Raw genomic sequence first — 14,521 nt, forward strand, 5'->3', positions numbered from 1 at the left:
CATAGCCTCCGCCGGGGGGGGCGTTGGGGGCGGCCCGGCCGCGGTTGTGGTGTGGGGTGGCCCCCCCCCCAAAACCGCCACACCGCTCACGCGAGCATCCGGTGCCGCAGGCTGTCGTAGATCGGAGCCGAGCCGGCGAGCTGGGCGACGAGAACCGCCGCAGCGGATGCCGCGGCCATCGGAACGGTGATCGCGGAGACGGCGGTCATCTCGATCACGAGCACGATGCCGGTGAAGGGTGCGCGTACCGTCGCGGCGAAGAACGCCGACATGCCGACGATCGCCATCGACACGCCGAGACCCGGATCATGAATGGGCAGAACGAGATCGGCGACGTCGGCGAAGATCGACCCCCACAGGGCGCCGACGGCGAGCAGAGGGGCGAACAGGCCACCGGGTGTCCCCGCCGCATAGGACAGCGGTCCGGCGACGAATCGCATGAGCAGCAACCCCAGAGCGCCGGGCAACAGCACGCCTTCGCCGCCCACGATGCGTTGGGAGAGGGTGTCGCCGCCACCGGCGGCGAGCGGATCGAGCACGAGCAGCAGTCCGACGATCGCCCCGATCACCGCGGCGACCACGACCGGAGGTACTCGGTGCACCGCGGAGGCGGCCGCGAGGAATCCGAGTATCAGCTTGTTGTACAGCACGCCGAGAACGCCTGTGGCGGCGCCGAACACGACGAACAGCGGCAGCAGGACCGGTGACGCGGACTCGATCGCGCCCACCGCGAAGTCGGGGCGGTCGCCGGTGATGAACCGGGAACAGGTCACGGCAGCGGCGACCGCGAACAGGGTCGGTATCACGATGCGCGTGCGGAATATTCCGGTCGCCTCCTCGAACACGAACAGGGCCCCACCGATCGGCGCGTTGAACGCGACAGCGAGCCCCGCACCCGCCACCGCGCATTCGGTGATGCGGACATCGGATTCGGGAAGTCCTGCGCGGCGCCCGGTTTCGGTTCCGATAGCCGCACCCATGTGCACGGTCGGGCCTTCGCGACCGAGGACGAGACCCGATCCGATAGCGAGCAGCCCACCGGCGAACTTCGCGGGGACCAACCGGAGGGGCGCGGGATCGGCCTCCCCCCGGTACACCGCCTCGACGTGCTGGATTCCGCTGCCCGACGCCAACGGCACGATCCGGACGATCATTGCCGCCGCCGCGGCCCCGACCGCTGCGACGGCGACCGGGACGAGCCAGCCCGGACCGGGGGCGCGGCCGGCCCACTCCAGCAGCTCGAAACGCCACCGATCGGCGATCCCGAGGCACCAGCGGAACGCCCCGCCCACGAAACCGATCGCGATGCCCGCCACGAGGGCGGCCGCGCTCACGGCAAGCAGTCCCCGAGCGCCGGCGCCCATGATCGGGACGCTAGCACCGGGACCCGGGTGGTCGTGCCGGGTTCGGCGAGCCGGACGAAACGCGTACTCTCCGACCACCGGGCAATCGATGTGATCCATGACACACTGAGTCGGGGGGTGACCGGTCGGTTGTCGATCCGAGGAGATGAACGATGAAGACCAAGGCGGCAGTGCTGCTCGAAACTGGACGACCCTTCGAAATCATGGAACTCGACCTCGACGGGCCCGGCCCGGGCGAAGTCCTCATCAAATACACCGCAGCGGGTCTGTGCCATTCCGATCTGCACCTGACCGACGGCGACCTGCCGCCGCGTTTCCCGATCGTCGGTGGCCACGAAGGCTCCGGCATCATCGAGGAAGTCGGGCCGGGCGTCACGAAGGTCAAGCCCGGCGACCACGTCGTGTGCAGCTTCATCCCGAACTGCGGCACCTGCCGCTACTGTTCCACCGGCCGGCAGAACCTGTGCGACATGGGCGCCACGATCCTCGAAGGCTCCATGCCCGACGGAACCTTCCGGTTCCACTCCGGTGGTAAGGACTTCGGTGCCATGTGCATGCTCGGCACCTTCTCCGAACGCGCCACCATCTCGCAGCACTCGGTCGTCAAGGTCGACGACTGGCTGCCGCTCGAAACCGCGGTGCTCGTCGGGTGCGGGGTTCCGTCCGGGTGGGGCACCGCCGTGTACGCCGGGGATGTGCGACCCGGCGACATCGTCGTCATCTACGGAATCGGCGGACTCGGCGTCAACGCCGTGCAGGGTTCGGTGCAAGCAGGCGCGAAGTACATCGTCGTCGTCGACCCGGTGGACTTCAAACGGGACACGGCCCTGAAGTTCGGGGCGACTCACGCGTACGCGACGGCCGAGGAGGCCGCGGAGAAGGTCAGAGAGCTGAGCTGGGGACAGGGCGCCGACGCCGCGCTGATCCTCGTCGGGACCGTCGACGAGGAAGTCGTCTCGGCGGCCACGTCGGTCGTCGGCAAGGGCGGCACCGTGGTCATCACCGGCCTGGCCGATCCGGCGAAGCTGACGGTGCACGTGTCCGGGGCGGAACTGACCCTGTTCCAGAAGACCATCAAGGGATCGCTGTTCGGCTCGGCCAATCCGCAGTACGACATCGTGCGCTTGCTGCGGCTGTACGACGCCGGGCAATTGAAACTCGACGAGCTCATCACCACGAGGTATACGCTCGAAGAGGTCAATCAGGGTTATCAGGACTTGCGGGACGGAAAGAACATCCGGGGCGTCATCATCCACGCGTGAGCGTCGGTGCGGGAACGATTTGCACGAATTTTCCCGGCTGTTCCGGTCGTGTCGCTATCTTCATGATCATCGGTGACATACCGTCCGTATGGCTCATGTAGGACGGAAAGGAGCTCGCAATGATTGGCAACATCATCGGGACGATCATCTTCGGTGCGGTCATCGGGGTGCTCGCCCGCTTGGTGATCCCGGGCAAGCAGGCGATGGGCTGGGTGATCACCGTCGTGCTCGGCATCGCGGGCGCCCTGATCGGCTACTGGGTGTGGGAGGGTCTGCTCGACAAGGGCAACACCAGCGGTATCGACTGGATCCGCTGGTTCATCTCCATCGCCGCAGCCGCCGTGCTGACGCTCGGCTACACCTCGCTGACGAGAAACAAGTAGCGCTTCGGCGCACGCGCCGACCGGATTCGCGCTACAACCGAATTCCACGGTCGCCGTACCGCTCCTCGATCGGAGCGGTACGGCGACCGTGCGTGCAGAGCCGGGGTGAGGGACATCGGCGCTCGTCCACGGTGGTCACGCGGTCTCCGGGGATGGCTCGGCCCGCCGGACGGACAGGGCGACGAGCAGCGCCCAGAACGCCATCGCCAGCAGAATCCACACCAGAATCAGGGTTCTCCACGCCGGGTTTGGGCCGATCGGGTCCATCCCGGCGGATTCCGTACCGTACAGGTTCGTGAATCCCCAGATCGCTGCGGCCGATACACCTGCCGACGCGAGGACGGCGCCGACGGGCAGCATCCATCGGACTCCTCGTTCGTGCGCGCGCCACGCGTAGTGCCAGGCGGTGAACTGCGAGGCGACCATCGGTGCTGCCACAGCGACGGCTGCCGCCGCAGCACCCGCGGGCCAGGGCCAGCTGCTGCTGGGTATCTGCCAGTCCCGCCCGACCCACAGCAGGATCCCGATCGCGGCGATCCCCAGGACCCCCACCGTGAAGCGGGAATGACGCCATTTCCAGAATCTGTGCGTCGCACACACCAGAACGAGCACCATGCCGAGCAGTGCGGGTAGCTGTGCAAGGGACATCGCTCGGCCGGTCATCATCGCGGTGAGCATCCCGAGCGCGAGCATCGACACCAGCATTCCCCACGGCGCGAGGATGGCCAGGAGCAGCGGCAGGATCGCGAGCGGTCCCGCGGTGACACTGGTCGCGGCATAACCGAGTTTGCTCTTCCAACCGGCGGGGAACAGCGCACCCAGACCCACCAGCGCCAGTTGCAGCTGCGTCCGGCGCAGATCCGGACGGCGCAGGAGGTCGGAGACCGATTCGTCGCCGACGTCCGCGAGGAGTTTCAGCGCCGGCTGCGGATCCTCCGCCACCGTTCGAGCCGGTGTGCGCAACTCGCGGCCGGTCGAGCTCGGGGGCCGGTCCTTTCCGGACTTGCGCTCGTGTAGTTGTCGGAGGTGCTCGAGTTCGTGCTCGAGGATGTCCCAGTGCAATCGTGTGGTGATCGCGTCGACGACTTTCTCCGGTGGGTTGTCGGCGTACATGCCGTTCACCCATTCACGGTTGAGCAGATCGCGGAACGGGCCGCGTTCGGGGGCACCGGCGAAGAACAGTGTGCGCAGCTTCTCGGCATCGATGTTCGCGGTGCGGTCCCGCGTGGCGACGAGGCGAACCAGACTCTGGGCGCTGTCCATCCGCCCCCACAACCAGTCGTTCTGGCGCCACCGCGCACTGAGAAACGCGGCGAAGTTCCCGATCTGATTTCCGTTGAGCTTGCGCGAGATTCGTTCGGTTTCCTTCAGCTTCTCGCCGTAGATCCGATCCTCGAGCGGGCTCTGCTCTGCGGCGGATGCGACCACCAGCTTGGGTGCGACCGAGGCTCCCAGCGGATCCGGCCGCGACGGGCCGGTGACGATCTCCAGGCGGCACAGCGTGCGGTCGGCCCGCGCTGTGTCGGTGGCGCGCCGCAGGACCGTGAGGAGGGGGTCGATCCGGACCGATCCGGGCGGAAGGAATCGGTTGACGAGATCAGCGACGGATACCGTCTGCGCGACGATTCCGTCCCACAGGGCTCGGTAGGGATCGGCCTTCCAGGTGACCGCGTCCGGGGGTGTCCGCGGCGCCGGCGGCACTCCCGCGGCGGCGGCCGCTGCGTGCCGCGTCCACGTGCGCCAGTGCGATCGCTTCGTACCGCGGTCGGGAAATGCTTCGGGATACTCGAAATCCGGTTTGTTGGACGCCTTTTCGAGCAGGGAGTCGGGCTTGCGCCAGGGTTCGCGGGTGATGGTGTCGAGCAGGACGCGGTCGCGGTGGGCAACCGTCACCTCGCAGGTGAAGCGCAAGGTGTAGATCTCCTTGCGCAGTTCCGACATCTGTTCGCGGAATTGCTCGTCCTGTTCCCGGAATTGTTTGTCCAGCTCGTCGAAGCGCTCGGTGTCCCGCGGGTAGGGGTTCTGCCGTGTCGCCTCGAATTGCCTTCGCGCCGTCTCGGTTTGCCGCAGCGCATGCAGCAACAGCGTGACTGCTCTCGCGGCGACCAGTGGGGTGCGTGCGCAGCACCCGACGTTCGATTCGCTCAGTCTCTCGTCCGGCAGGACGAGTTTCATGGCGTCTGCGTCGTCGACGGGGGCGAGGGGTCCACCCTTGGACTGGTCGTAGGCTGCGAACGCCGCGAGCAGCGGCTTATGGGTATCGGGGATCGGCAGGGGATCCAGGCCGACGATTGTGAGGGGCGCACTCGCCAGTCGCTGCAGCCTGCGTACTTCGGCGCATCCCACGACCGCTCGATAGGCGTCGATCTGTTCGATGCCCGGGGCGCGCCGCTCCGGTGCATTGAGGTCGGGATCGATGCCGAGAAGGACAGCCAGCTCGCGACGTTCCGCGGCGACGAGCTGGCGGAGGTTCTCCTCGTCGTCGAGGATGGATTCGGAGTTGTTCTTCAGCTGCGAGGTCTGGAACAGCGACCGCAGCATTCGCGTGGCAGAGCGGGTCTGCGGCGGATTCTCCACATGGTTACCGGGATCCGGTTGCAGGTAGAGCAGCCACCGGTTGACGGCCTGGTCGGCGGGCATTCCCGCGACCGCGCGTACCGCCCAGGTCAGCGGAACGTTGTCGAGCACCCCGCCGTCGATCAGCTCGACGCCGGAGTCGTTGGGATTACCTGTATCGGAGCGTGTTTCGGAACTGACGCCGTGGACGTTGGGTGCGCCCGTCTCTCGCGTCAGGGACTTCTTCGGGTGGGGGTTCACGGTCGCGGGTTCGAATGCGCCGGGGAACGACGACGTGGTGCGCGCGACGTACGCCATCTGTTCGGCGTCGCCGAAGTCGTCGAAACCCTGCAACTCACGGGAGCGGCCTTGATAGCGGAATCGGAAGAACGACCGCGACTCGGTGGCGCCGAGGCGGGGTCCGGCACCGGGGAACACGGCGTCGGTACGTGGCCGCAGCCGTGTGGCGGTGACGAGCAACCGCAGGGGATGGTTCGCCTGTGCGCACGGAACGCCGTCGCTGTCGAGCTGTTCGAGCGCCTTCCGGACCTGTGGGAAGAAGTAGTCGTCGCCGCGCAGCAGCGACTCGTGCCCGTTCCACAACGGCCGGCGGGCCAGGTCGCCGAGGTCGCCCAGCCGCAGCCACATGTCCCGGACGTCGTCCCCGAAGCCGGCTCCGCGCGCGAGGTGCCACCCGAGCAGGACACCGTTCAACCCGCCGGCGCTGGTGCCCGCGATGACGTCGATCTCGACCGGCTCGCTGTACCCGCATTCCTTCAGCAATGCCTTGTAGACCTTCGCGCCGGCGGCGCCGTCCACGAATTCGTCCGGGATTCCGAGAGAACCCTGTCGCAGTCGGACCAGCTCCCGGCAGGCCCCGCCCATCCAGACCGCCAAGCTCACGCCGCCGCGCATCGCCACGGCGATGCGGAGTTGGCGAGCGTAGGTCTGGGACGAGTCGTGACAGGTGGCCGTTGCTCGCGATGGCTGATCCGCCGGGGCCGGAAGTGCCTGGGGAGCGAAGGTCGAGTCTTCGCCGGGTGCGGGTGGCAGGGCGACGGGATCCGGCGGGTGTTCCCGGCCGTCGGTCCGGCTGCGGTCGGTCGGTGGGCTCGGGAGTCCGAGCGCTGTGTTCATCGTTCGCGGCGCGCACATGGAACGACCCCTTTCGTCGGGACATCTGCCGGGCCGGCCGGTCCCGCCGATCGGTCGGCGCCGATTCGAGTGTGTCCTCCGAGGTCGGCCGGGAGCACGAGTAGTCGACTACCCGAATTCCGTGCCCCGGTTCTCGTGTCCGCAGATACTCGGTGCCCGCAGATGCTCAGCTGCCCCCGGAGCGCAGCGCGGCCAGCGCCATCCGACGCAGCACCACGCGCGCCGCGGTGGGGGAGTAGGGGATCGCGCTGTGGGGCGTGGAGTTGATGAGCCCGAACGTCGCGTGCGCCATCGTGCGCGCGTCGGATTCGCGCAGCGTCGGATCGATCCGCCGCAGCACGTCCACCCAGATCTCGACGTAGCGGCGCTGCGTCTGCCGTACTTCGCGGCGCGCGTCGTCGGGCAGCGACTGCAGTTCGCGGTCCTGGACACGGATGAGGTCGGGTTCCCCGAGCGCGAAGTCGAGGTGGAAGTCGACGAGCCGCACGAGCGTGCGCTCCGGGTCGGTGGTCTCGGCGGCGACGGCCGTGCCGCCCGCGAGCAGCCGGCGGCTGATGTCGACGAGCAGTTCGACCAGCAAGGCGTCCTTGTTGGGGAAATGCCGGTAGACGGCGGGACCGCTGATGCCGACCGCGGCGCCGAGGTCCTCGAGCCGCACGCCGGCGAATCCGCGCTCGGCGACGAGCCTCGCCGCGGCCTGCAACAGCTGCCGCCGCCGATCCGCTTTCGCCTGGCTGCGCCGGGTCAGGGGCCGCTCTTCGGGTGGGAGCGTGGGGGCCTCGGGGGCGTCCTGCACGTCGGGCTCCGACATCGCTTCCCCTTCCGTTTCGTGTGTGGTCTGGACAACTCAGTTAATCACAGTTAACCTCGTTTTCAGTTATCGAAGATTAACTCCAGTGACGAGGACGAGCCTGTGACAACCCCTCGAACGACTCTCCCCACCCACCGCGACCAGCACCTCGCGCTCGTCGGCGAGCTACGGGAACGCCTCGCGGTCGCCGCGCTCGGTGGCAACGAGAAGTCCCGCGAACGCCACGTCTCCCGCGGCAAGCTGCTGCCCCGCGACCGCGTCGACGCCCTGCTCGACCCGGGCAGCCCGTTCCTCGAGATCGCGCCGCTCGCCGCGAACGGCATGTACGACGACGAGTGCCCCGGCGCGGGCATGATCGCCGGCATCGGCCGGGTCTCGGGACGCGAGTGCGTGATCGTCGCCAACGACGCGACGGTCAAGGGCGGCACCTACTACCCGATCACCGTCAAGAAGCACCTGCGGGCGCAGGAGATCGCGCTGCAGAACAATCTGCCGTGCCTCTACCTCGTCGACTCCGGTGGCGCGTTCCTGCCCAGGCAGGACGAGGTGTTCCCGGACCGCGAGCACTTCGGCCGCATCTTCTACAACCAGGCGACGATGAGCGCCAAGGGGATTCCGCAGATCGCCGCGGTCCTCGGTTCCTGCACCGCCGGTGGCGCGTACGTGCCTGCGATGAGCGACGAGGCCGTCATCGTCCGGAACCAGGGCACCATCTTCCTGGGTGGGCCGCCGCTGGTGAAGGCCGCGACCGGCGAGGTGGTCACCGCGGAGGAGCTCGGCGGCGGCGACCTGCATTCGAAGGTTTCCGGTGTCACCGACCACCTGGCCGAGGACGACCGCGACGCGCTGAACAAGGTCCGCGAGATCGTCTCCACGTTCGGTCCGCGCACCCCGCGCCCGTGGGATGTGGCGCCGACGTTCGCGCCGGCCACCGACCCGTCCGATCTGTACGACGTGGTGCCGACCGATTCCCGGACCCCGTACGACGTGCGGGAGGTCATCGAGCGGGTCGTCGACGGTGATCCGGCGGGGCCGGGCTCCAGCTTCAAGGAGTTCAAGGCCGAATACGGCAAGACTCTGGTCACCGGTTTCGCGCGGATCCACGGCCACCCCGTGGGGATCGTCGCGAACAACGGCGTGCTGTTCGGGGAATCCGCCCTCAAGGGAGCGCATTTCATCGAGCTGTGCGACAAGCGGTCGATTCCGCTGGTCTTCCTGCAGAACATCTCCGGCTTCATGGTCGGCCGCGACTACGAGGCCGGCGGCATCGCCAAGCACGGCGCGAAGATGGTCACGGCCGTCGCGTGCGCACGGGTGCCGAAGCTGACCGTCGTGGTCGGCGGGTCCTACGGTGCGGGCAACTATTCGATGTGCGGCCGGGCGTACTCGCCGCGGTTCCTGTGGATGTGGCCCAACGCCCGGATCTCGGTGATGGGTGGTGAACAGGCCGCATCCGTCCTCGCGACCGTCCGTTCCGAGCAGCTCGACGCGTCGGGCAAGCCGTGGTCGCCGGAGGACGAGGAGGCGTTCAAGGCGCCGATCCGCGAGCAGTACGAGGCGCAGGGCAATCCCTACTACTCGACCGCGAGGTTGTGGGACGACGGCATCATCGACCCCCTCGATACCAGAGAAGTTCTCGGCCTGGCCCTGTCGGCGTGCGCGAACGCGCCGCTCGAGCCGGTCTCCTACGGCGTCTTCCGGATGTGAGTGAAATGAGCATGAACGAAACTGCCGGTGGCCCCGGCCTGTTCGATACCGTTCTGGTCGCCAACCGCGGTGAGATCGCGGTCCGGGTGATCCGAACGTTGCGCCGCATGGGGATTCGTTCGGTGGCCGTCTACAGCGACCCCGACGCCGGAGCCCTCCACGTCCGGGAGGCGGACACCGCGGTGCGGCTCGGACCTGCCGCCGCCCGCGAGAGCTACCTCGACATCGCGAAGGTGATCGACGCGGCCCGCACCTCCGGTGCACAGGCGATCCACCCGGGATACGGCTTCCTGTCGGAGAACTCGGCGTTCGCGCAGGCCTGCGCCGACGCCGGGCTGATCTTCCTGGGCCCGCCCGCCAAGGCGATCGAGACGATGGGCGACAAGATCACCGCGAAGAACGCCGTCTCCGCGTTCGACGTACCCGTCGTCCCCGGCATCTCCCGGCCGGGTCTGACCGACGACGAACTGATCGCCGCCGCCGGCGAAATCGGGTACCCGGTGCTGATCAAGCCGTCCGCCGGTGGTGGCGGCAAGGGCATGCGCCTGGTCACCGAACCGGGTCAGCTCGCCGACGCGCTGGCGTCGGCACGCCGTGAGGCCGCCTCCGCGTTCGGCGACGACACGCTGTTCCTGGAACGGTTCGTGCAGCGGCCCCGCCACATCGAGGTGCAGATCATCGCCGACACCCACGGCAACGTCGTGCACCTCGGCGAGCGCGAATGCAGCCTGCAGCGCCGCCACCAGAAGGTCATCGAAGAGGCGCCGTCGCCGCTGCTCGACGAGGCGACCCGGGCTCGCATCGGCGAGGCCGCGTGCAACACGGCCCGCAGCGTCGACTACACCGGCGCCGGCACCGTGGAGTTCATCGTCTCCGCCGACGCTCCCGACGAGTTCTTCTTCATGGAGATGAACACGCGCCTGCAGGTCGAGCACCCTGTCACCGAGCTGGTCACCGGACTGGATCTGGTCGAATGGCAGGTGCGGGTCGCGGCCGGCGAGCCGCTCGGCTTCGAGCAGGACGACATCACCCTGACCGGGCACGCGATCGAGGCCCGCGTCTACGCCGAGGACCCCGCGCGCGGCTTCCTGCCGACGGGTGGCACGGTGCTCGGCTTGGATGAGCCCGGCGGGGCGAGCGCAGCGACGGGGAATGACACTGCGATCGGCATCCGCGTCGATTCGGGCCTGCGCGAAGGCACCGTCGTGGGCAGCGACTACGACCCGATGCTGTCCAAGGTCATCGCGCACGGTCCGGACCGGGCGTCCGCGCTGCGTCGTCTCGACCGTGCCCTGTCCGAGACCGCGGTGCTCGGCGTCGTCACGAACATCGACTTCGCGCGGTTCCTGCTCGCCGACCCGGACGTGAAGGCGGGGGCCCTCGACACGGGGCTGCTCGACCGCCGGCTCGGGGACTACGAAGCCCCCGGCACGCCCGACGAGGTGCTCGTCGCAGCCGCTGCCCACCACTGGCTGCAGCGCTGGCCCGCCGCGACGACCGCGGCGCCGGTCGACCCGTGGGACCGCCCCAGCGGCTGGCGCGTCGGCACCGCGGCTCCGACGACCATCCGGTTGCAGACCCCGACCCGCACCGACCACGTGCACATCACCGGCACTCCCGGTGCCGCGACCGCCCGCATCGAGGACGGCCCGGAGCGCCCGCTCACCGCGGAACTCGACGGGGCGGTCCTGAACATCATCCTCGACGGCCGGCGTTCGGTGTTCCGCGTCGCCGCCGACGACGATCACGTGTGGCTGGCCGGCAACGGCGGCACGTGGCCGGTGCGTGAGGCCCGCGAACCGAACATCCGCGGCGCGGACGCCCACGCCGGGGAAGCGGAGCTGACCAGCCCCATGCCGGGCACGGTCATCGCCACCCCCGTCGAGGCCGGTGCCACGGTCACCGCAGGCACCACGGTCGTGGTCGTCGAGGCCATGAAGATGGAGCACGCCCTGACCTCGCCGGTCGACGGCACCGTCGAACTGCTGGTCGCCGCCGGCGATCAGGTCAAGGTCGACCAGCTCCTCGCACGCATCGTGCCCGTCCACACCGACACCGCAGTTCCTTCCGACGCCGCCGTTCCTTCCGACGCCGCAGTTCCTTCCGACACCGAGAACTAGGACCGCCCCATGAGCAGCTACCTCTCCACCGACCAGCTTCCCGACGACTACCGGGACCTGAAGAACACCGTCGCCGAGTTCGCGCGCACCGTCGTCGCGCCGGTCGCCGCCGAGCACGACGCCAACCACACCTTCCCGTACGAGGTCGTGGCGGGCATGGCCGAGCTGGGCCTGTTCGGCCTGCCCTTCCCCGAGGAGTACGGCGGCCAGGGCGGCGACTACTTCGCCCTGTGCCTGGCCCTCGAGGAACTCGGCAAGGTCGATCAGTCCGTCGCCATCACCCTCGAGGCGGGCGTCTCGCTCGGTGCGATGCCGATCTACCGCTTCGGCAACGAGGAACAGAAGAACAAGTGGCTGCCGCAGCTCGCCGCGGGCCGCGCGCTCGGCGCGTTCGGCCTGACCGAGCCGGGCGCCGGCAGCGACGCGGGCGGCACCAAGACCACCGCGAAGCTCGACGGCGACCAGTGGGTGATCAACGGCAACAAGCAGTTCATCACCAACTCCGGCACCGACATCACCGAGATCGTCACCGTCACCGCCGTCACGGGCGAACGCGACGGCAAGAAGGAGATCTCCACGATCGTCGTTCCCACCGACACCCCCGGCTTCACCGCCGAACCCGCATACAACAAGGTCGGGTGGAACGCTTCGGACACGCATCCGCTCACGTTCTCCGACGTGCGGGTGCCGGCCGAGAACCTGCTCGGTGAGCGCGGCCGCGGCTACGCGAACTTCCTGCGGATCCTCGACGAGGGCCGTATCGCGATCGCAGCGCTGTCCACCGGTGCGGCGCAGGGTTGTGTCGACGAGTCCGTCAAGTACGCCAAGGAACGCGAGGCGTTCGGCCGGCCCATCGGCAGCAACCAGGCCATCGCCTTCAAGATCGCGCGCATGGAAGCGCGGGCGCACACGGCCCGGACCGCCTACTACGACGCGGCAGCCCTGATGCTCTCCGGCAAGCCGTTCAAGAAGCAGGCTGCGATCGCCAAGCTCATCGCGTCCGAGGCGGCGATGGACAACGCGCGCGATGCCACCCAGATCCACGGCGGCTACGGCTTCATGAACGAGTACCCGGTGGCGCGGCACTACCGCGACAGCAAGATCCTCGAGATCGGCGAGGGCACCACCGAGGTCCAGCTGATGCTGGTGGCGCGGGAGCTGGGCCTGTGAGCACCCCGCCCGCGAACAACACGGAAGTCACCAAGCGCGTAGTCCAGCGGGGCCTGTGGTTCGAGGAGTTCGAACTCGGCGCCGTCTACGAACACCGGCCCGGCCGCACCGTGACCGAGGCGGACAACGTTCTGTTCACGACGCTGACGATGAACACCCAGGCCCTGCACCTCGATGCCGCCTACAGTGCCGGCACCGAGTTCGGCGAGCCGCTGGTCAACTCGATGTTCACGCTGTCCACCCTGATCGGCCTGTCCGTCGCGCAGCTCACCCAGGGCACGATCGTCGCCAATCTCGGCTTCTCGGAGGTCAAGTTCCCGCATCCGGTCCGCCACGGCGACACCATGTATGCGGAAACCCTCATCACCGACAAGCGCGAGTCGAAGTCCCGGCCGGGGCAGGGCATCGTGACGTTCGAACACACCGCCCGCAATCAGCACGGCAAGGTGATCGCCGTCGCGGTGCGGCAGACTCTCGTCCAGAAGCGGCCGGTCGATCCGGCGCAGGAAGGTTGACGACGATGAGCACCATTCCGGGCCCTGCGTGGCTGTTCTGCCCGGCGGACCGGCCCGAGCGGTACGGGAAGGCCGCGGCGATCGCCGACGTCGTGATCCTCGACCTCGAAGACGGTGTCGCGCACGCCGACAAGGACTACGCGCGGCGCTGCCTCGTCGACACGCCCCTCGATCCCGAACGGACCGTGGTGCGGGTCAACCCGGTGGGTACCGAGGAGCACGCCGAGGATCTGAAGGCGCTCGCGAAGACCGCGTACACGCGGGTGATGCTCGCCAAGTGCGAGTCCGCGGAGCAGGTCACCTCCCTCGCCCCGCGTGAGGTGGTCGCGCTGATCGAGTCGCCGGCCGGCGCCCTCGCCGTCTCGGAGATCGCACTCGCCGCCGGCACGATCGGCGTCATGTGGGGTGCGGAAGACCTCGTCGTCGGGTTGGGCGGTCAGTCCAGCCGCCACGCGGACGGGTCGTACCGCGACGTCGCGCGGCACGTTCGTTCGTCGGCGCTGCTCGCGGCGAAGACCTACCGCCGGTGGGCGCTGGACTCGGTGTACCTCGACATCAAGGACCACGACGGCCTGCGGGACGAGACGCTCGACGCCGTCGCGGTCGGCTTCGACGCGAAGGTCGCGATTCACCCCGGCCAGATCGAGGTCATCCGCCAGGCCTACGCCCCGACCGAGGAAGAGGTCGAGTGGGCGCGACGCGTGCTGGCCGCGGTGCCCGAGGAACGCGGGGTGTTCCAGTTCGAAGGAAAGATGGTCGACGCACCGGTGCTGCGGCACGCCGAGCAGATCCTGCACCGGTCCGTCGAAGCCCGCGTGCAGGGACATGCCCCGACGGGCGGGAAGGACGCGCGACAGTAGCGTTCAGGGCCCCCGGGAGCGTTCGAGGCCCCGGGCCTCGAGGGCGTCGCCCCGGCCGCTACCGGAACCCCGGTTCCGAGCGGCGGGGCGGCGCCCTACGCGTGCTGGATCGGTCCCTCGCCACGATCCGGAGCCGACCGGTCCGTATCGCGACCGGTGGGGTGACCTCGGACACGTGCTGAGCGTGACCTAACTGGACAAAACGCCGGCGTCGATGCTCGGATGACGGGCATGGACGTCGCCATCAAGATCTTCCTCATCCTGCACTTCATCGGCCTCGCCGGCATCATCGGCAGCTGGCTCGCCGTGGTGAAGGAACCTCGTGTCGTGACCGGCATGCTGCACGGCGCGATCCTCCAGCTTGTGAGCGGCCTCGCCCTCGTCGGTCTGCGCGAGGCACAGGACGTGGTTGAGCTGAACCACATGAAGATCGGCGTCAAGCTCGTGGTCGCCGTGGTGATCCTCGTCCTCGCGATCGTGGGCCTCAAGAAGGAGAAGCAGAACCCGGGATCGACGGGTGCTCTCGCCCACACGATCGGCGGTCTCGGCATCCTCAACGTGATCATTGCGGTGCTCTGGTGAGCAGGTGACGAGAAAACGCGACCTGTGTCGCTACTG

General features: G+C 68.5%; 11 protein-coding genes. 8 read left to right on the plus strand and 3 right to left on the minus strand.

Annotated features, from left to right (window positions below; genetic code table 11):
• Positions 1-86: 86 nt before the first annotated feature.
• The gene (locus ACWDUD_RS26290) at positions 87-1,364 is read right to left on the minus strand and encodes a chloride channel protein (RefSeq protein ID WP_450111233.1); all 1,278 of its coding nucleotides are present in this window, start codon (positions 1,362-1,364) and stop codon (positions 87-89) included.
• Between the two features lie 152 nt (positions 1,365-1,516).
• On the opposite strand from ACWDUD_RS26290, the gene ACWDUD_RS26295 reads away from it, so the two are divergent.
• The gene (locus ACWDUD_RS26295) at positions 1,517-2,626 is read left to right on the plus strand and encodes an NDMA-dependent alcohol dehydrogenase (protein WP_197256295.1); all 1,110 of its coding nucleotides are present in this window, start codon (positions 1,517-1,519) and stop codon (positions 2,624-2,626) included.
• 119 nt (positions 2,627-2,745) lie between these two features.
• Entirely contained in the window at positions 2,746-3,009 is a 264-nt protein-coding gene (locus ACWDUD_RS26300; RefSeq protein WP_450111234.1) for a GlsB/YeaQ/YmgE family stress response membrane protein, read from the plus strand.
• 135 nt (positions 3,010-3,144) lie between these two features.
• On the opposite strand, the gene ACWDUD_RS26305 is transcribed toward ACWDUD_RS26300, so the two are convergent.
• Together ACWDUD_RS26305 and ACWDUD_RS26310 are read right to left on the minus strand one after the other, a co-directional pair.
• Complete coding sequence (locus ACWDUD_RS26305; protein WP_450111235.1) at positions 3,145-6,720, minus strand: patatin-like protein; 3,576 nt, start codon at positions 6,718-6,720, stop codon at positions 3,145-3,147.
• A gap of 166 nt (positions 6,721-6,886) precedes the next feature.
• Positions 6,887-7,531: an SACE_7040 family transcriptional regulator gene (locus ACWDUD_RS26310; protein ID WP_197256301.1), complete on the minus strand. Its 645-nt coding sequence runs from the start codon at positions 7,529-7,531 to the stop codon at positions 6,887-6,889.
• A 102-nt stretch (positions 7,532-7,633) separates the two neighbouring features.
• Between ACWDUD_RS26310 and ACWDUD_RS26315 the strand changes: the two genes are divergently transcribed.
• The 6 genes from ACWDUD_RS26315 to ACWDUD_RS26340 all read left to right on the plus strand — a co-directional run bounded on the left by ACWDUD_RS26315 (position 7,634) and on the right by ACWDUD_RS26340 (position 14,485).
• Entirely contained in the window at positions 7,634-9,238 is a 1,605-nt protein-coding gene (locus tag ACWDUD_RS26315; RefSeq protein WP_197256303.1) for a carboxyl transferase domain-containing protein, read from the plus strand.
• Between the two features lie 11 nt (positions 9,239-9,249).
• A complete protein-coding gene (locus ACWDUD_RS26320; RefSeq protein ID WP_450111236.1) occupies positions 9,250-11,358 on the plus strand; it encodes an ATP-binding protein in 2,109 nt (702 codons plus the stop codon).
• Positions 11,359-11,367: 9 nt separating this feature from the next.
• Positions 11,368-12,528: an acyl-CoA dehydrogenase family protein gene (locus ACWDUD_RS26325; RefSeq protein ID WP_197256305.1), complete on the plus strand. Its 1,161-nt coding sequence runs from the start codon at positions 11,368-11,370 to the stop codon at positions 12,526-12,528.
• Positions 12,525-13,043 (plus strand): MaoC family dehydratase, encoded by a 519-nt coding sequence (locus ACWDUD_RS26330; RefSeq protein ID WP_197256307.1) that lies wholly within the window; start codon positions 12,525-12,527, stop codon positions 13,041-13,043. Before ACWDUD_RS26325 ends, ACWDUD_RS26330 begins: the two co-directional genes overlap by 4 nt.
• Positions 13,044-13,048: 5 nt before the next feature.
• Positions 13,049-13,903 (plus strand): HpcH/HpaI aldolase/citrate lyase family protein, encoded by an 855-nt coding sequence (locus ACWDUD_RS26335; RefSeq protein WP_197256309.1) that lies wholly within the window; start codon positions 13,049-13,051, stop codon positions 13,901-13,903.
• A gap of 231 nt (positions 13,904-14,134) precedes the next feature.
• Positions 14,135-14,485, plus strand: coding sequence for a hypothetical protein (locus tag ACWDUD_RS26340; protein WP_197256311.1), 351 nt, complete (start codon positions 14,135-14,137; stop codon positions 14,483-14,485).
• The last annotated feature ends 36 nt before the right edge of the window (positions 14,486-14,521 follow it).

The sequence above is a fragment of the Rhodococcus sp. NPDC003382 genome (assembly GCF_053589135.1).